The 18,842-nt window shown below is 55.6% G+C and carries 15 protein-coding genes; 7 read left to right on the forward strand and 8 right to left on the reverse strand.

Annotated features, from left to right (window positions below):
• Window positions 1–37 precede the first annotated feature (37 nt).
• On the forward strand, window positions 38–1,396 hold the full coding sequence (gorA, locus tag TU86_RS13390; protein ID WP_048364804.1) for a glutathione-disulfide reductase: 1,359 nt from the start codon (window positions 38–40) through the stop codon (window positions 1,394–1,396).
• A gap of 65 nt (window positions 1,397–1,461) precedes the next feature.
• On the opposite strand, the gene TU86_RS13395 is transcribed toward gorA, so the two are convergent.
• Complete coding sequence (locus TU86_RS13395) at window positions 1,462–2,472, reverse strand: DNA-binding protein (RefSeq protein ID WP_048364805.1); 1,011 nt, start codon at window positions 2,470–2,472, stop codon at window positions 1,462–1,464.
• Window positions 2,473–2,651: 179 nt separating this feature from the next.
• On the opposite strand from TU86_RS13395, the gene TU86_RS13400 reads away from it, so the two are divergent.
• The 3 genes from TU86_RS13400 to ahpF all read left to right on the forward strand — a co-directional run bounded on the left by TU86_RS13400 (window position 2,652) and on the right by ahpF (window position 6,022).
• Entirely contained in the window at window positions 2,652–3,590 is a 939-nt protein-coding gene (locus TU86_RS13400; RefSeq protein ID WP_048364806.1) for a site-specific integrase, read from the forward strand.
• A gap of 178 nt (window positions 3,591–3,768) precedes the next feature.
• Window positions 3,769–4,332 carry an alkyl hydroperoxide reductase subunit C gene (ahpC, locus tag TU86_RS13405; protein ID WP_048364807.1) on the forward strand — a complete coding sequence of 188 codons (564 nt, stop codon included), beginning with the start codon at window positions 3,769–3,771 and terminating at the stop codon, window positions 4,330–4,332.
• A 127-nt stretch (window positions 4,333–4,459) separates the two neighbouring features.
• On the forward strand, window positions 4,460–6,022 hold the full coding sequence (gene ahpF / locus TU86_RS13410; protein ID WP_048364808.1) for an alkyl hydroperoxide reductase subunit F: 1,563 nt from the start codon (window positions 4,460–4,462) through the stop codon (window positions 6,020–6,022).
• A 54-nt stretch (window positions 6,023–6,076) separates the two neighbouring features.
• Here the strand turns inward: ahpF and gloA are convergent, their stop codons facing one another.
• From gloA to TU86_RS13425, 3 genes are all read right to left on the reverse strand, one after another.
• Window positions 6,077–6,598: a lactoylglutathione lyase gene (gloA, locus tag TU86_RS13415; protein WP_048364809.1), complete on the reverse strand. Its 522-nt coding sequence runs from the start codon at window positions 6,596–6,598 to the stop codon at window positions 6,077–6,079.
• Window positions 6,599–7,024: 426 nt separating this feature from the next.
• The gene (locus tag TU86_RS13420; RefSeq protein ID WP_048365095.1) at window positions 7,025–7,384 is read right to left on the reverse strand and encodes a histone-like nucleoid-structuring protein, MvaT/MvaU family; all 360 of its coding nucleotides are present in this window, start codon (window positions 7,382–7,384) and stop codon (window positions 7,025–7,027) included.
• Between the two features lie 236 nt (window positions 7,385–7,620).
• On the reverse strand, window positions 7,621–9,174 hold the full coding sequence (locus tag TU86_RS13425; RefSeq protein WP_048364810.1) for an EAL domain-containing protein: 1,554 nt from the start codon (window positions 9,172–9,174) through the stop codon (window positions 7,621–7,623).
• A gap of 337 nt (window positions 9,175–9,511) precedes the next feature.
• On the opposite strand from TU86_RS13425, the gene hppD reads away from it, so the two are divergent.
• Entirely contained in the window at window positions 9,512–10,588 is a 1,077-nt protein-coding gene (gene hppD, locus TU86_RS13430) for a 4-hydroxyphenylpyruvate dioxygenase (protein WP_048364811.1), read from the forward strand.
• 57 nt (window positions 10,589–10,645) lie between these two features.
• Here hppD and TU86_RS13435 read toward each other — a convergent pair whose 3' ends face one another.
• The 3 genes from TU86_RS13435 to TU86_RS13445 are packed head-to-tail and all read right to left on the reverse strand — an operon-like array spanning window position 10,646 to window position 15,592.
• A complete protein-coding gene (locus tag TU86_RS13435) occupies window positions 10,646–11,284 on the reverse strand; it encodes a DUF1345 domain-containing protein (RefSeq protein ID WP_048364812.1) in 639 nt (212 codons plus the stop codon).
• Window positions 11,285–11,336: 52 nt separating this feature from the next.
• Window positions 11,337–14,435, reverse strand: a complete 3,099-nt coding sequence (locus TU86_RS13440) for an efflux RND transporter permease subunit (RefSeq protein WP_048364813.1) — start codon at window positions 14,433–14,435, stop codon at window positions 11,337–11,339.
• Between the two features lie 2 nt (window positions 14,436–14,437).
• Window positions 14,438–15,592 (reverse strand): efflux RND transporter periplasmic adaptor subunit, encoded by a 1,155-nt coding sequence (locus TU86_RS13445; protein ID WP_048364814.1) that lies wholly within the window; start codon window positions 15,590–15,592, stop codon window positions 14,438–14,440.
• 177 nt (window positions 15,593–15,769) lie between these two features.
• Between TU86_RS13445 and TU86_RS13450 the strand changes: the two genes are divergently transcribed.
• On the forward strand, window positions 15,770–16,471 hold the full coding sequence (locus TU86_RS13450; RefSeq protein ID WP_048364815.1) for a response regulator: 702 nt from the start codon (window positions 15,770–15,772) through the stop codon (window positions 16,469–16,471).
• Between the two features lie 3 nt (window positions 16,472–16,474).
• Window positions 16,475–17,770: an ATP-binding protein gene (locus TU86_RS13455; RefSeq protein WP_048364816.1), complete on the forward strand. Its 1,296-nt coding sequence runs from the start codon at window positions 16,475–16,477 to the stop codon at window positions 17,768–17,770.
• 1 nt (window position 17,771) lies between these two features.
• Here TU86_RS13455 and rarD read toward each other — a convergent pair whose 3' ends face one another.
• Window positions 17,772–18,653: an EamA family transporter RarD gene (gene rarD, locus TU86_RS13460; protein WP_048364817.1), complete on the reverse strand. Its 882-nt coding sequence runs from the start codon at window positions 18,651–18,653 to the stop codon at window positions 17,772–17,774.
• Window positions 18,654–18,842: the final 189 nt, after the last annotated feature.

The following is an 18,842-nucleotide window of genomic DNA, read 5'->3' on the forward strand; positions in this document are numbered from 1 at the left end:
GGAGCGATTATGCTGATGGACTGCTCAGGAGATAGAAATGTCCTACGAATTTGATTTGTTTGTCATTGGTGCGGGTTCGGGCGGCGTACGCGCTGCGCGCTTTGCGGCCGGTTTTGGTGCAAAAGTAGCGGTGGCTGAAAGCCGTTATCTGGGGGGGACGTGTGTCAACGTCGGCTGCGTGCCGAAGAAACTGCTGGTCTACGGCGCACATTTTGCTGAGGACTTTGAGCAGGCGTCTGGTTTTGGCTGGACCTTGGGCGAATCGAGTTTTGATTGGGCTACCCTGATTGCCAACAAAGACCGTGAAATCAATCGACTCAATGGAATCTATCGCAACCTGCTGGTCAATAGCGGCGTTACGTTGATCGAAGGCCATGCCCGTATTACCGGCCCCAACGAAATTGAGGTCAATGGTCAGCGCCATAGCACCAAGCACATCTTGATTGCCACCGGCGGCTGGCCGCAGATCCCCGAAATTGCTGGCCGTGAGCACGCAATCAGCTCCAATGAAGCCTTCTTTCTCAAAGAGCTGCCTAAACGTGTACTGGTAGTGGGTGGTGGTTACATCGCTGTGGAGTTCGCCGGGATTTTCCATGGTTTGGGCGCGCAAACATCGCTGCTTTACCGCGGCGACATGTTCCTGCGCGGGTTTGATGGCGCAGTGCGTAAGCATTTGCATGAAGAGCTGACCAAGCGCGGTATGGATATTCAGTTCAATGCCGACATTGCGCGCATCGACAAGCAAGCAGATGGCAGTTTGAAAGCCACGCTCAAGGATGGTCGAGAGTTGGAAGCGGACTGTATTTTCTATGCCACGGGGCGCCGCCCAATGCTCGACAACCTCGGACTGGAAACCACGGGTGTAAAACTCGACAAGCGCGGTTTTGTTGAGGTGGATGACCTGTATCAGACGGCTGAACCTTCGATTCTGGCCATTGGTGATGTGATTGGGCGTGTGCAATTGACGCCCGTTGCATTGGCGGAGGGGATGGCGGTTGCGCGTCGCCTGTTCAAGCCTGAGCAATATCGTGCGGTGGATTACGCGATGATCCCGACAGCGGTGTTCAGCCTGCCCAATATCGGCACCGTCGGTTTGAGCGAAGAGCAAGCAATTGAAGAGGGGCATGCGGTACAGGTCTTCGAGAGCAGTTTCCGCCCAATGAAGCTGACCCTGACCGATTGCCAGGAGCGCACATTCATGAAACTGGTGGTGGATGCCAACACCGACAAGGTGCTGGGCTGCCACATGGTTGGCCCTGAGGCCGGGGAAATTGTGCAAGGACTGGCGATTGCATTGAAGGCAGGCGCAACCAAGCAGCACTTTGATGAAACCATTGGCGTGCATCCTACCGCCGCTGAAGAATTCGTCACCATGCGCACGCCGGTTAAGCGTTAAGCAATCAAACCACCACTGGTGAGGCTGTGTTGTTGCGGCCTCACCGGCAGGTAGGTCTGGCTGGCTTACTCCTCGGGTGTCGCATCCCTCGCAATGCTTTGGGCTTCTTTCTGTGCCTTGAAGCTCTCAAGTGCCGCTTGCGCTTTCATCGCTTGCATTGTCAGCTCCGTTTGAGCCTGCTGCGATTGCGCGTAAGCCTGTCTCAAAACCTCGCTTTCTTGAGTGGCCACGCGCAGGCGCTCCTGAAGCAGTGTGCGCTCACTGTCCAGCAGGCTTAATTGCTTGTTCATCTGCTCATTGAGTTGGCTGGTTTTGTGTTGCTGAGCATTGGCGTGCTGCAACTCCTTGGCCAGGGCGCGACTGTCGCTGTGTACGCGCTCGTTATCACGGTGCAATTGGGTGATTTCGTCCTGGCGTACCAGTGCACTTTGTTGCGCCTGGCGTAACTCCATCTGAACTTGCTGAACTTGACCTTCATGCCGGCGCTGATCTTGCTCGCGTTGCTCCTTGACCGAGTTACGGTAGTGCTCAAGGGCGTCGCGCGCGTGCAGGTGTTTTTCTTCCAGCGAGCTGATTTGTTCGTCGCGATCCTTGAGGCGTAGCTCAAAGTCGCTGCAAGCTTGATTCAGGGCGGCGTTGCGCGTCTGCTCGGTTTGCAGCATAGAGCGCGTTGACGCCAGGCTTGCGGTTTCCTCAGTCAAGGCTTGCGCCTGAATCTCCAGTTGCTGCTGCAAAACACCCAGCGCTTGCTGGGCCTCGGACAGCTGATCTTGCAACTGGTTTTTAAGTTGCTCGTAATGAGCCTGTGCGCGATCTATCGGCTCCTGGGCCTGTACCTGCAAGCGATGGGCGAGGCGGGCGACCAGTTCAGCCAGCTCATCCTCCAGCTCGGCATGCGATACGCCGCGGCGCGTATCGCTCTCGTCCAGCTCCTTTAGATACCGGTGAATGGTGGTTTTTGAGCCGGTATTGCCCATTTCAATACGTACAGCATCGATGCTCGGGTGTTCGCCACGGGCAAGGATTGCTGTGCGCGCAATTTGGACCACTGCTTTGTTAACGCCGCCACGGGCCATGGCTGTCTCCTACGATTATGTACTGTGGTATGTATCATGTAATTACATACTATATTGTTTTATAAATCCTGTCTTTTATTCGTGATCTTAAGGCGGGATATACTGGTATTATCCCGTGTCAGAGCCTTGGATTCGTTTTTAGGGCCTGTTTTCAGTACACCCGCCAAGAGAACTACCCCATGAGCGATCTGGATCGCTACCTAAACGCGGCGACCCGCGACAACACCCGTCGCAGCTATCGTGCTGCAATTGAGCATTTCGAAGTGACCTGGGGTGGCTTTCTGCCGGCTACCAGCGACAGCGTGGCGCGCTACCTGGTCAATTACGCAGGACAACTCTCGCTCAACACCTTGAAACTGCGCCTTTCGGCCATAGCTCAGTGGCACAACAGCCAAGGCTTCGCCGACCCCACAAAGGCGCCAGTGGTGCGCAAGGTTTTCAAGGGCATTCGCGCGCTGCATCCGGCGCAGGAAAAACAAGCGCAACCGTTGCAGCTGCAACACCTGGAAAAAGTGGTCGACTGGCTTGAGGACGAAGCACAGACCGCGCGGGCCAACCAGGATCACCCCGGACTGCTGCGCGCCAGGCGTGACTACGCACTGATCTTGCTAGGTTTTTGGCGCGGGTTTCGTAGCGATGAGCTGTGCCGCTTGCAGATCGAGCACGTGCAAGCGGTGCAAGGCGCGGGTATCACGCTGTACGTACCGCGCAGCAAGGGCGATCGCGATAACCTGGGCAAAACCTTCCAGACGCCAGCGCTGTTACGGTTGTGTCCGGTGCGCGCCTATATCGAATGGCTCAATGTATCGGCCTTGGTGCGTGGCCCCGTGTTCAGAGGGATTGATCGCTGGGGCAACCTGGCGCAGGAGGGCTTGCACGCCAACAGTGTGATTGCGCTATTGCGCCAGGCACTTGAGCGCGCAGGTATCCCTGCCGAACAGTACACCAGCCACTCATTGCGGCGCGGTTTTGCGACATGGGCCCATCAAAGTGGCTGGGATTTGAAGTCGCTAATGAATTACGTCGGCTGGAAGGACGTAAAGTCAGCGATGCGCTATGTTGAAGCGACCCCGTTTACCGGGATGAGCGTCACCACTGAAAAAAGTATCGGTCACTGATTGGGATCAAGAGGCGAGGGTGCGCAAAGGGTGATAGTCAGATTCAGGTTTCTTCTATTAATACAGTGACCTGATAGCCAAAACCAATCACCTGCATCAGCTTTCCCAATGAGCCTGATACAAAATGTGTTGTTAGGATTCACCCCATCAACTTTTCAACCCTGACGGAGAGACAACGATGCCTATCATCAACAGCCAAGTAAAACCGTTCAAAGCCACTGCTTACAAAAACGGCAGCTTCGTGGAAGTGTCGGACGCCGACCTGAAAGGCAAATGGTCCGTTGTGTTCTTCTACCCAGCTGACTTCACCTTCGTTTGCCCAACCGAGCTGGAAGACCTGGCTGATAACTACGAAGCGTTCAAAAAGCTTGGCGTAGAAATCTACAGCGTGTCGACTGACACTCACTTCGCTCACGCTGCCTGGCACAACACCTCGCCAGCCATCGGCAAAATCCAGTACACCATGATCGGTGACCCAACACTGGCGATCTCGCGCAACTTCGACGTGCTGATCGAAGAAGCTGGCTTGGCTGACCGCGGTACGTTCGTGATCAACCCGGAAGGTCAGATCAAAATCGTTGAGCTGAACGATGGCGGTGTGGGGCGTGACGCTTCCGAGCTGCTGCGCAAAATCAAAGCGGCTCAGTACGTTGCTGCACACCCGGGCGAAGTCTGCCCAGCCAAGTGGAAAGAAGGTGAATCCACCCTCGCTCCATCGTTGGACCTGGTAGGCAAGATCTAAGCCTGTGAGTCAGCCAAGGGCGGTGACCCGCACCTGAGTTGTAAGCTGCATCGCCCTCAAAACGCCCGGGCGACATTCGCTCGGGCGTTTTTTTTACACAGTCTTAACGTTAAAGGAGATCGCCCGTATGTTGGACGCCAATCTAAAAGCTCAGTTGAAGTCATACCTGGAGCGGGTTACCCAGCCAATCGAGATCGTTGCTTCGCTCGACGACGGCGCGAAATCCCGTGAAATGCATGACTTGCTGAAAGAAATCGCCAGCCTTTCCAGCCAGATCACCTTGCTGGACAACGGCACCGATGCGCGCAAGCCTTCGTTCTCGTTGAATCGCCCGGGCGGCGACATCAGCCTGCGTTTTGCAGGCATCCCAATGGGCCACGAATTTACCTCGCTGGTACTGGCTTTGCTGCAAGTCGGCGGCCATCCCTCGAAAGCCAGTGCAGAAGTGATTGAGCAAATCCGTTCGCTTAAAGGCGAGTTCAACTTCGAGACGTATTTTTCGCTCTCGTGCCAGAACTGCCCGGACGTTGTTCAAGCGTTGAACCTGATGGCGGTACTCAATCCGAACATTCGCCACGTTGCGATTGACGGTGCTTTGTTCCAGGACGAAGTGACCGAGCGCCAAGTAATGGCAGTGCCAAGCGTGTACCTGAACGGGGTTAACTTTGGTCAGGGCCGTATGGGTCTCGAAGAAATCCTCGGCAAGCTGGACACCAGCGCGATTGAACGCCAGGCCGAAAAAATTAGCGCCAAAGACGCTTTTGATGTGCTGGTGATTGGCGGCGGCCCGGCCGGTGCGGCGGCTGCAATTTACGCGGCCCGCAAAGGTATTCGTACGGGGGTGGCAGCTGAACGCTTTGGCGGTCAGGTCCTTGACACGATGGCCATCGAAAACTTTATCTCGGTTCAAGAGACTGAAGGACCCAAACTGGCCACGGCACTGGAGGAGCACGTCAAACAATACGACGTGGACATCATGAACCTGCAACGTGCGGATCAGTTGATCCCTGGCAAAGCGGGCGAGTTGCACGAAGTCAAATTCGCCAGCGGTGCCTCGCTCAAGGCCAAGACACTGATTTTAGCGACGGGTGCACGCTGGCGTGAAATGAATGTGCCGGGCGAGCAAGAGTACCGCAGCCGTGGTGTAGCCTACTGCCCACACTGCGACGGCCCACTGTTCAAGGGTAAACGTGTCGCGGTGATTGGTGGGGGTAACTCAGGTGTTGAGGCCGCCATCGATCTGGCCGGTATCGTTGCGCATGTGACGTTGCTTGAGTTTGATACCAAGCTGCGTGCCGATGCGGTGTTGCAGCGCAAGCTCAACAGCCTGCCTAACGTGACCGTGATTACCAACGCCCAAACCACTGAAGTCACGGGTGACGGGCAAAAAGTCAACGGCTTGCGCTACAAAGAGCGCCAGTCTGGCGAGGTGCGTGACATCGCACTGGAAGGCATTTTTGTGCAAATCGGTTTGCTGCCTAACACCGACTGGCTCAAAGGCACGATTGAATTGACGCCTCGCGGCGAGATTGTTGTCGATGCGCGCGGTGAAACTTCAATCCCCGGCATTTTTGCCGCCGGTGACGTTACCACAGTGCCTTACAAGCAAATTGTGATTGCGGTCGGTGAGGGCGCCAAAGCATCCCTGAGCGCATTCGATCACTTGATCCGCACTTCAGCTCCCGACTGATTAATTGGCAATAAAAAACCCATGAGCAATCATGGGTTTTTTATTGCCTGCGTTTTACAGCGGGGTGGGCTGAATAATCTCGACCCAATAAGCATCCGGGTCTTTGATGAAGGCCAGGGACTTCATGCGGCCATCGGTCAGGCGCTTTTGGAAATCCACACCCAGCGCTTCGAAGCGCTCACACGCAGCCACGATGTCAGGCACCGAAATGCAGATGTGACCAAAGCCGCGCGGGTCCGTATTGCCGTTGTGGTAAACAACACTATCGTCTGTTTCAGAACCATGGTTGTGAGTGAGTTCGAGAATGCCGGGGATCGACTTCATCCACACGGTGCGAGCCGCGTCATCGGACGGGATTTGCGCTTTGTCGACCAGCGCAAGGAAGTACAAGCTGAATTGAGCGTCAGGGAAGTCGCGCTTTTCGACCAGCGAAAAACCCAACACCCGCGTGTAGAAATCCAGGGACTTCTCGATGTTTTTCACACGCAACATGGTGTGATTGAAAACGAAATTTTGGGTAGCGCTATCTGGAGCGGCAGTCACGCCAGAGATGTTGTTCAGGTCTTGCAGGCTCATGAACCCTCCGAATGTATTGCTTGGGTGATCGGTCGCTGCGGTGAGCGTGATGGGCGAATGATACGGAATGTGACGTCGTGCGCCAAACGGGTTTTAGGAAAACGTGAAATGGCGCATCGGATTCGCAATGGGGATTTAGGTAAATTTCAGGCAAAAAGAAGCCCGCCGAAGCGGGCATGGGGCGCTAGTCCTTTAGCAGCCTCCATCCTGATACGTGCGATGTGAAAAAAATGTGAATAAGGGCATGTCTACGACTATTGGTCGAGTTGCGCAGTCAATAAGCCGCAACTCTTCATTTCAGCGATGCATGAACAAACCGATAAAGCGTTGAGTGCGTGTAAACAACGTCTTCTCTGTGGCGGTGTATTTATCCTGAAAAGGAAAAAAACTCTACAGGACAGGGCGGGGCAGGGGAAACAAAATGCATCAGGTACGAACCCAGGTCTCTACAGTGGCGGCCCCGTATTGCTCTTTCCAGGCCTTAAGCCCGCGGTGATTGCCGCCTTTGGTTTCAATGAGTTCGCCGGTATGCGGATTTTGATACACCTTGAGCACACGCGCCTTCCGCTGTTTGGGGGCTGATGATGTTTTGGACGTCGTGGGGCCTGGATCAAGAATGGCAATAATATCCCGCACGTTTTTATTGTAAGACTTCATCAACCCCTGGAGCTTCTGCTCGAACTCAATCTCCTTTTTCAAACCGGCATCATTCTTTAAGGCTTCTAACTGCGCCAACTGTTCTTGTAGCGCCTTTTCGGCAGCGCGAAATTCAGCAAGTCTGGACAAAGTCATTACTCCAATCGTAGGTCGGCAGGCTAAACCGATGAGATGAATGATGTATTAGCCACATGGCATGGACACAATAGTTTTACCGTCGTTCAGCCTGAATCTGGACTCGGCGAAACGAGTATTAAGGTGTTCTGTCATCAGTCAAAAAATTGTAGTTGTTAATTTGCAAAGTGCCAATGGCCCTTCACGGTGACAGTGCTGCGCCGCTCTGCAAGTTCTACCCCCCCCTGTTTTTAGTTCATTGTTTGTTGTGGTCGCGCCTGCACCGATTTAATGAATTGCTCCGGTGGCAGCGGGCGTGAAAACAGATAACCCTGAAGAAACTCGACCCCGCGCGAGGTCAAGTAGTCGCGTTGCTCTTCGGTTTCGATGCCTTCAGCCACAACGCCCAGTTCCAGCTTTGCACTCAGCTCAATGATAGTGTCGAGAATGTGTTTGGATAATGCATCTGCACCGATCATGGCGACAAAGCTCTGATCAATTTTCAAGTAATCAACGTTGAATTCGCGTAAATACGTGAGGCTTGAATGCCCGGTGCCAAAGTCATCGATCGCGATCATTACGCCGATCGCGTGCAGTTCAGCGAACAATTGGAGCGTCACATCGCTTGGCACGATCAACTCTCGCTCTGTCAGCTCCAGTACGAGTTTGATATGGCCGGGTGCAAACGCTTTTAAAAAGGCTCGGCAGTCATCCACCAATCCCAAGTCCTGACAATGGCGGGCGGTGATATTGAAGCCAATATGAAAGCCCTGCGTCAGATTCGCTGCTTGGGGTGAGAGCAAGGTTGCAGCTTGCTGCATGAGCGATCGTGTCATCGGTACGATTAGGCCGCTATGCTCCGCGAACGGAATGAACAGATCAGGGCGAACCAATCCTTCTCGCGGGTGTTGCCAGCGCATGAGTATTTCGACTCCTGCCCACTCCTGCGTGTCGCTGCGCACAATCGGCTGGAAATAAGGAATGAACTCACCCGCCTCTAGGCCACGCTGTAGTTCATGACTGGGTGATGACGCACGCTTTTGCAGCCAGTGCACTGTCCCCGCTGATATCAGTCCCAGAAAAACCAGTAATCCCATCAATACGGGATATTCCACAACGGCGTACCGGCCAATTTCACCCTCACTAAAACCTGCCACGACGCGGTAGGGGTATTGCGCGGAGGGGTGACTGACTTGCGCCACGGGATATTCAGGCAGGGCGGCGTTGCTAACTAGACCATAGCGGTCTATCCAGGTGTTACCCACTTGAATCAATAAATGTGTTTTAGGGTTGATCAACCCCAGCACATTGACTAAATGAAAGCCATACAGGCTCACCAATACACTCTGGTGCCCGTTCTGCTTGCGCAATACCAGTAAAGGTTCATAAGGTGTAACGGGATTACCGGGCATTAACCACAATGTGCCTGCGGTGTAATCGCCGGGATTTACGTTCTCCTTGAAGCGGCCGAACAAGGAGGTGCAATACAGCTTATTGTCCCAGACCAAATTAACCGAGCGCACAAAAGGGCGACGTGTCACTTGATCACGCAACGCCAATTCGACTTGTGCGCATTCTTGTCCAGCCAGCGGTAAAACCACATCGGCGGCCAAGGCTGCATTGTCGAGCATTTGATCGAATTGCCGGGCCGCTTCCTCAGAGGTATGCAGGGCAATCAGTTCCAGCGAGCGGTTGGCCTGCCACGCCAGGATGAACAAGCCAAGTACAACGGGCAGCAAGCCACTGAGTACAATCAACGCGTAACGATCTGTCCACGTGCGGGTCAATTTCAGCGTTAAAGGCATTCAAGTTCCTGAGCGTGCAAATAAAGACGATGTAGAGAGAATAGGCGCAAATCGTGAAAGGCTAGCATCACGAGGCGACTAATTTAAAGGTGGCCGGGACAAACATGATTACGCCATGTAGAATCCGCTTACGCATACAAGAATAATGACTTCTGCAAGCAGAAGCCCCGCCCGTATAGAGATGGGTCGACATGAAGACACTCGGGTTCCAACTGATCTACGGTGATTTCCTTGCGCGCAGTGTACGTGGCATTTCCTGCGCACCGCCTGTCAGCCTCTGCATTCTTAGCAAATAACCCTGCGTTAATTCTAAAAATGACACTGATGAGGCACCAACATGACTGATCTATACGAAAACCCAATGGGCTTGATGGGCTTTGAATTCATTGAATTCGCGTCGCCGGCCCCCCATACACTCGAACCCATTTTTGAAATCATGGGTTTCACCAAAGTGGCCACCCATCGCTCAAAAGACGTGCATCTGTATCGTCAGGGCGACATCAACCTGATCCTCAACAACGAGCCGCACAGTGTGGCGTCCTACTTCGCGGCTGAACACGGCCCGTCTGTGTGCGGCATGGCGTTTCGTGTACGCAATGCCCAGCAAGCCTATTCCCGTGCATTGGAACTGGGCGCGCAACCGATCGAAATCCCGACGGGTCCGATGGAACTCAACCTGCCAGCGATCAAAGGTATCGGCGGCGCGCCGCTGTACTTGATCGACCGTTACGGTGAAGGCAGTTCGATCTATGACATCGACTTTGTGTTCATCGAAGGTGTGGATCGCCATCCGGTGGGCGCCGGCCTGAAAATCATCGACCATTTGACCCATAACGTGTATCGCGGCCGCATGGCGTACTGGGCTAATTTCTACGAAAAACTGTTCAACTTCCGTGAAATTCGCTACTTCGACATCAAGGGCGAATACACCGGCCTGACCTCCAAAGCCATGACGGCCCCGGACGGCATGATCCGTATCCCCTTGAACGAAGAATCGTCCAAAGGTGCAGGGCAGATCGAAGAGTTTTTGATGCAGTTCAATGGCGAAGGCATTCAGCACGTCGCCTTCCTCAGTGATGACCTGATTAAAACCTGGGATGCACTGAAGAAAATCGGTATGCGTTTCATGACCGCGCCGCCAGAGACCTACTACGAAATGCTCGAAGGCCGCCTGCCTAATCACGGCGAGCCGGTGCATGAGCTGCAATCGCGGGGCATCCTGCTGGACGGTTCATCCGATAAAGGCGATCAACGTTTGCTGTTGCAGATCTTCTCCGAAACCCTGATGGGGCCGGTGTTCTTCGAATTTATCCAGCGCAAGGGCGACGACGGTTTTGGCGAAGGCAACTTCAAGGCGCTGTTCGAGTCCATTGAGCGCGACCAGGTGCGTCGTGGCGTACTGACAGCAGACTGACAACACGTGTAAAAAAAACGCCCATCCGCTGTGTCGGTTGGGCGTTTTTTTATGGGTTTAAAACAAGCCTGCCGCGATATTGATCGAAAACCCGAGGACCGCGGTGTTGAACAAAAAACCCAACAACGAATGAGCAAGGACTGCTTTGCGCATCTCGCGCGTCGCAATGGCGACGTCCGCCGTTTGCACCGCCACGCTGAGCGTGAAAGAAAAATACATAAAATCCCAATAATCAGGGCTCAGTTCGCCCTCCGGGAAGCGCAGCGCCGGTTCAGGCCCCTCGTTGTTATAGAACAACCGCGCGTAATGCAGACTGAAAATAACCCCGATCATCAGCCACGAGCCGACGATGGTCATGCCGGTAAAGGCGTAATGCATGATCTGATCGGTATCGCTCAGTTTGCTGTTGCCTGACAGCTCAAGCGTGATGGCCGCTAGGCTGGCCACGGCAGCAATACACACCGTGAATAGCACCATGCTGGCATTTTCATCTTCCACCTCGGCTGTGCGCTTCACGTCACGGGCCTTGGCGCGAATAACCAACCACAGCGTCAACGCTAAATACAGCCAGACACCGGCGTTCCATCCCAGCAAAAATTTAGACGTCAGCGTCGCAGCAGGAGCAAAGATACCAACCGCGCCCCCCAACACAGTGGCAGCGGTCAGGCGAGGGTGAGTGCGTGCAAGATGCGGCATAAACAATCCCTGTTACTCGGTATTGCTGCACCTTAGCACGCGCGGTGGACGCTTAAAGCGATCGCGATTTGCTTCTGACCAGTTTCATCACCACGACGAAGAAGACGGGCACAAACACCACTGCCAGTGTTGCCACAATCATGCCGCCAATCACCCCCGTACCGATTGCCTGCTGGCTCGCGGAGCTTGCACCGGTGGCAATCGCCAAGGGCACCACACCGAGAATAAACGCCAGCGATGTCATTACAATCGGTCGCAAACGCAAGCGGGCGGCCTGCACGGTGGCGTCCACCAAGTCATGACCTTCGTCATACAGCGTTTTGGCGAACTCAATGATCAAAATCGCGTTCTTGGCTGACAAGCCAATGATCGTGATCAAGCCCACTTTGAAAAACACATCGTTAGGCATCCCTCGCAAGGTCACTGCCAGCACAGCACCCAAAACGCCCAGCGGCACGACCAACAGTACCGCCGTAGGAATCGACCAGCTTTCATATAGCGCCGCCAGGCAAAGGAACACCACCAGCAATGACAGGCCCAGCAGAATCGGGGCCTGTGCGCCCGAGATTTTTTCTTCAAGGGACAGACCGGTCCATTCCATGCCCATGCCTGCTGGTAATTGAGCGACCAGGCGCTGGATCTCTTCCATCGCTTCGCCTGTGCTGTGGCCCGATGCGGCTTCACCCGAAATGCTGATGGCCGGGTAACCGTTATAGCGCGTCAACTGAGAAGCCCCTTGAATCCAGCGCGCTTCGACAAACGCTGAAAGCGGCACCATTTTCCCCAAGTTGTTGCGCACATTGATCTTGAGCAAGTCTTCAACCTGACTGCGCTGATCGCCCTCGGCCTGAACCACCACGCGCTGCATACGGCCCTGGTTCGGGAAGTCATTGACATACGCCGAGCCAACCGCCGTGGACAGCACATTGCCAATGTCAGCAAACGAGATGCCCAACGCGTTGGCACGCTTGCGATCAACCTCCAGTTGTACTTGCGGGCTTTCTGCCAGCGCACTTTCACGCACATTAGCCAGCACCGCGCTTTTCTCGGCCAGCGCCAACAGTTCGGTACGCGCTTGCATCAGTACGTCGTAGCCTGCGCCGCCACGGTCTTGCAGGCGGAATTCGAAGCCGCTGGATGTGCCCAAGCCACTGACTGGCGGTGGCAGGATGGCAAACGCCACGGCGTCTTTTAGCTCGCTGAAGGCGGCATTCGCTCGATCGGCAATGGCCGAGGCAGAGTCCTTGGCGCCGCGCTCTGACCAATCCTTCATCGTTGTGAACGCCAGTGCCGCGTTTTGGCCGTTACCCGAGAAGCTGAACCCCAGAATCATCGTCGTATTGCCCACGCCAGGCTCGCCTGCGTTGTGGGCTTCAATCTGCTCGGCGACTTTTATTGTGCGGCCCTGACTGGCTCCCGGCGGTAACTGGATATCGGTGATGGTGTAGCCCTGGTCTTCCACGGGTAAGAACGAGGAGGGCAGACGGGCAAAGCACAGCACCAAGATCACGAGCAGCGCCCCGTAGAGCAACAAGTAGCGGCCACTGCGCTTGATGACGTGCACCACCCAGTGCTCGTAACCTTGGGACATACGCTCGAAGCGTGTATTGAACCAGCCAAAAAACCCGCCTTTGGCATGGTGTTCACCCTTGGCGATTGGCTTGAGCAGCGTTGCGCACAACGCCGGGGTCAAGGACAGCGCAAGGAAGGCCGAGAACAAAATGGAGGTGGCCATCGACAGCGAGAATTGCTGATAAATCACCCCCACCGAACCCGGCATAAACGCCATAGGAATAAACACGGCGACCAGCACCAGCGTTATACCGATGATGGCGCCGCTGATCTGGGTCATGGCTTTGCGCGTGGCCTCACGGGGCGACAGCCCTTCTGTGACCATGATCCGCTCAACGTTTTCCACCACCACAATGGCATCGTCCACCAGAATCCCGATGGCCAGCACCATGCCAAACATGGTCAGCACGTTGATCGAAAACCCCAGGACCAGCATGGTGGCAAACGTGCCCATGAGGGCGACAGGCACCACCAGTGTCGGAATCAACGTGTAGCGCACGTTCTGCAAAAACAGGAACATCACGGCAAACACCAGCACCATGGCTTCGACCAGGGTGTACATCACTTTGGTAATCGAAACCTTCACAAACGGCGAAGTGTCGTAGGGAATGCTGTATTCGACCCCGGACGGGAAGTAACGGCTCAACTCGTCCATTTTGGCGCGAATCAATGTCGCCGTACTCAGGGCGTTAGCTTCGGGCGCTAATTGAACGCTGAACGCGGTGGCCGTTTTGCCATTCAGGCGAGTGCCGTATTGGTATTCCTGACTGCCGATTTCTACGCGCGCCACATCCCGCACGCGCACTGTCGAGCCGTCGGGGTTGGCGCGCAGCACTATGTCGCCAAACTCTTCAGGCGTCGACAACTGACCCTTGACCAGCACCGTCGCGGTGATTTCCTGGGTGGGGCGCCCTGGTAAGTCACCAATGCTGCCCGCTGAAACTTGAGCGTTCTGATTGGCAATCGCCTGATTGACATCGGCAGGCGTAAGGTTAAAGCCAATCAGCTTTTGTGGATCGATCCAGACACGCATGGCACGTTCTGCGCCATAAAGCTGGGCCTTGCCCACGCCCTCGATGCGCTTGATTTCGTTCATCACGTTGCGCGCAAGGTAATCGCTGAGCGCGACCTCATCCAGCGGGCTGTCATTGGCGGTCAAGGTCACCAGCATCAAAAAGCCGGAGGACACTTTCTCGACCTGCAAACCCTGCTGCATCACCGCTTGCGGCAGACGAGACTCCACGGCTTTGAGCCGGTTTTGCACATCCACCTGCGCCATTTCGGGGTCAATCCCCGGCTTGAACGTGGCGGTAATGGTTGCGCTGCCCAAACTGCTTTGGGATTCGAAGTACATCAGGCCGTCGGTGCCGTTGAGCTCTTGCTCAATCAGGCTAACCACGCTTTCGTCCAGGGTTTGGGCCGAGGCGCCAGGGTAGACGGCGTAGATTTCGACTTTAGGCGGCGCCACGTTGGGGTATTTGGCCACCGGCAGTTGCGGGATGGCCAATGCGCCGGCCAACACAATGAACAACGCGACGACCCAGGCAAAGATAGGCCGATCGATAAAGAACTGCGGCATGCTCACTGATCCGTGGAGTGTACGAGAGGGAGTGCGGGGTCATCGATCTGTACCTGCTCGCCGGGGCGCGCATGTTGCAGACCTTCAATGACAATGCGGTCACCGGCCTTGAGGCCGCTGTTAACAATCCAGCGATCATTTTGTGCATTGCCCAGTTGCACGGGGTGTTGCTTGACGCGGTTGTCCGCCTCAATCAGCAACACCTGCGCCACGCCAGCGCTGTCTCGCAAAATGGCGCGCTGCGGCACGCTGATGCCTTGCTTGTTCATCGCCTGCTCCAGGCGCACGCGCACAAAGCTGCCAGGCAACAAGTCGTAATCGGGGTTGGGAAATTCGCTGCGCAGAACCACCTGGCCAGTGCTGGGATCGACGTTGATATCGGTGAACAGCAATTTACCGGGCAAGGGGTAGAGGCTGCCGTTGTCGCGGACTAGCGTGGCGCGAGCTTGATGGGCCCCAACTTGTTGCAGCTCACCAGCGCGAAATGATTCACGCAAGTTGTCCAGATCGCGCGTGGACTGAGTCAGGTCGACGTGCACAGGGTCGAGTTGCTGAATGCGGGCTAGCGGGGTGACTTCTCCCTGACCGACCAACGCGCCTTCCGTGACCAATGCCCGACCGATGCGCCCGGAAATAGGGGCTGTTACGGTGGCATAGCCTAAATTCAGGCGGGCGCGCTGCACAGCAGCCTTGTTTGCGGCGACATCGGCTTGCGCCTGTTGCGATTGGGCACGGGCGTTATCGTATTCCTGACGGCTGATGGCACTGCTTTCAATCAGTGCGCTGTAGCGTTCATCTTGCTGCCTGGCTTGCAGGGCCAGCGCTTGGGATTTACGCAGAGCGGCTTGCGCGCTGTCCAGGTCAGCCTTGAACGGCGCAGGGTCAATCAAGAACAACACCTCACCGCGTTTGACCTCACTGCCTTCCTCATACACGCGCTTAAGGATGACCCCCGCGACGCGGGCGCTGACCTGCGCCACGCGTGGTGCAACGATCCGCCCACTCAACTCGTTATTGATCGACAGGGGAGCGGTTGTAATGACTTCGGTGCGTACCTTGACCAAGGGCGCTTTCTGTTCAGCGTCGGGGCTTTTGCCGCAACCGCCGAGGGCCAGTGCCAGCGCTGAAAGGCATAGCGGGGCAAAGAGCTTTTTCAATGAGCGTGCCTTCTTATAAATGCAGGATAGTTCTGTAAGTGCTTGCGAATGCTAAGCGCAGCACGCAAGAGGCGTTGTGAAGCTGTGTAGGAGGTGTGTGAAAAAGTGTGAAGGTTATGCTCCTATTCATGTGAGGTTGTATATCCTTTGGGTTTCCCCAAGTTGTAAGCATTTATTATGCCCACTATTTTGCTGGTCGAAGACGACGCTGCGCTCTCGGAGCTGATTGCCAGCTACCTGGAGCGTAATGGCTATGAAGTCAGCGTGATTGCTCGTGGCGATCAGGTACGTGATCGAGCCAAAAGTAACCCGCCAGACCTGGTTATTCTTGACTTGATGTTGCCGGGCCTTGATGGCTTGCAAGTGTGCCGTTTGTTGCGCAACGACTCGGCCAGTCTGCCGATCCTGATGTTGACGGCCCGCGACGATAGTCATGATCAGGTGCTAGGGCTAGAGATGGGTGCCGACGATTATGTGACAAAACCTTGCGAGCCGCGTGTGCTACTGGCGCGAGTACGCACTTTATTGCGCCGCAGCAGCCTGATTGAGCCACAAATGGCCAATGACCGAATCCTGATTGGCAACCTGTGCATCGACCTTTCTGAGCGCACCGTATGCTGGCGAGGCCAGGACATCGAGTTGTCCAGCGGGGAGTACAACTTGCTCGTGGTGCTGGCAAGGCATGCCGGAGAAGTGCTCAGCCGCGATCAGATTCTTCAGCGTTTACGCGGTATTGAATTCAATGGCACAGACCGCTCCGTTGATGTGGCCATCTCCAAATTGAGGCGCAAGCTCGACGATTGCGCGGGCGAAGCCCGCAAAATCAAAACAGTGTGGGGCAAAGGGTATTTGTTCAGCCGTTCCGAGTGGGAATGCTGAGCGATGTTCAAGGTTCTGCTACGGCTTTATCTGGTCACGATGGTGACCTTCGGCGCAGCCATTTATCTGGTGCCGGAGCTGATCGTGACGGTGTTTCACGAGCGTTTCATGCATTACAACGTCGACATGTCCCGTGGCATGCAAACCCTTCTGGTCAAACAGTTCCACCCGTTACCCGCTGAACAGTGGCCAACACTGGCCCGCGAGCTGGACACGAAATTCTCCCCGTTGCGGGTCAATTTACTGTCGATCAACGACCCTAAATTCAACGCCCGGGAGCGCCATCAACTGGAGCAAGGCCAAGGTGTGCTGCGCATCGGCGAGTGGGGCTGGCGCACATTAGTGGTTTCCCCCCTGAACCGACAACAAGCGATTGAGCTGGTGATGCCCCCCGACCCGTTCGACATGAACGTGTTGTATTGGAGCATCAACGTTTTGATCGGCGCAGCCTTGCTCGCCTGTCTGTTGCTGTGGTTGCGTCCGCACTGGCGTGACCTTGAGCGGCTCAAGCGCACGGCCGCACAGATTGGCCAGGGCCACTTGAGCGCGCGCACCCACATCTCGCCACGTTCCAATGTTCATGCACTGGCCAGCGCTTTTGACACCATGGCGCAAGACATCGAAAGCCTGCTCAACCAGCAGCGCGACCTGCTCAATGCGGTGTCTCACGAACTGAGAACGCCCCTGACCCGGCTCGATTTCGGCCTGGCGCTGGTGCTGTGCGATGACCTGCCGCCTGCCAGCCGCGACCGCCTGCTGGTGCTGGTTGGCCACATACGCGAGCTGGATGAGCTGGTGCTGGAGCTGCTGTCCTTCAGTCGCCTGAAAAACCCGACGTTGGTGCCGGAACGTGTCGATGTGTCGCTGGACGAGTTCATTGACAGCATTCTTGGCAGTTTCGATGAAGCGCTCGAAACCCCGGACATTGTGCTGGACGTGTTGATGCAAGGGACTCAGGCCCGATTTGCCCTTGATCCCCGGCTGACAGCGCGCGCGCTGCAAAATCTGCTGCGCAATGCCATGCGCTATTGCGATCACCGCATTCAAGTAGGGGTCAATGTCACACCCCAAGGCTGTGAGTTATGGGTGGACGACGACGGTATTGGCATTGCCGAGGTGGATCGCGAGCGGGTTTTTGAACCGTTCTACCGCCTGGATCGCAGCCGGGACCGCGCAACGGGGGGCTTTGGACTTGGATTGGCCATCAGTCGACGCGCCCTGGAAGCCCAGGGCGGTACGTTAAAGCTTGAGCAATCCCCCCTGGGTGGGGCGCGCTTTAGACTGTGGCTGCCTGCCTGACTTAGAGAGAGCGGCGCTGGCGGCTCACATGCTTGAGGCCTTCGAGCACCAGCACCCCGACGGCCAGCCAGATCGGTCCGTAGGTCAGCCATTGCCCTTCTTCCAGGCTGTCGCCCAGCAACAGGGCGACGGCCACCAGTAACACCGGTTCGACGTAACTGAGCAGGCCGAACAGGCTAAACGGCAGCAAGCGGCTGGCCAAGATGTAAGCAAAACCTGCGGCGGCACTGATAATACCCATCAGCGGAACGAGCGCGAACAACAGCGGGCGCTGCGCATCGAGATCGACATGCTCGCCGGCAAGTACAAACCATAGCGCAACCGGCACCATCAACAGCATGTCCAGCCACAACCCGCCCAAGTTGTCGATGCCGATTTTCTTGCGCAGCACGAAATACATCGGGTAGCCGATGGCGACCACCAGCGTGGTCCATGAAAAACCACCGGTACGGTACAACTCGTTGGCAACCCCGACCACGGCCAGGGCGGTGGCGATTTTTTGCAGGCGCGAGAGGCGTTCGCCATACACGATGCGTCCAGTGAGAATCATGGTCAGTGGTAGCAAGAAATAACCCAGCGACACATCCAGCCCGTGGCCATTCAAAGGCCCCCACATAAACATCCACAGCTGTAGGCCCACCAGAAAGCTGGTGACGGCGACGCAAGGGATCAGAGCCGGTTGGGCGCGCAAGCGCTGAAATATGAGCGGCACCCATTTCCAGTCGCCGCTGAGGCAGATAAACAGTGTCATGAAGGGCAGCGAAATCAGGATGCGCCAGCCGAAGATTTCTTGACCGTTGAGCGGCCAGAGCACAGACGTGAAGTAGTACAGGACGCCGAACAGGCACGACGCCAAAATCGATAAAACAATACCTTTAGACACAACAACCTCAATGGATCTACAGCGTTACTCGTGTGAGTGGGCACGTAGCTTGAGGCTGTGGAACATCATTGGCAAATCTCTTTTAAACCAATAAGTTGGCTTTTAAACCTAGCCAAACAGGTAATGCGCGTAACTTCCAAGCAAATACTGGGCCAAAGACGTTTTAAACGAGCGTTCGTGTTTTCAAAA

This window comes from Pseudomonas weihenstephanensis, assembly GCF_001043055.1.
Lineage (GTDB): Bacteria > Pseudomonadota > Gammaproteobacteria > Pseudomonadales > Pseudomonadaceae > Aquipseudomonas > Aquipseudomonas weihenstephanensis.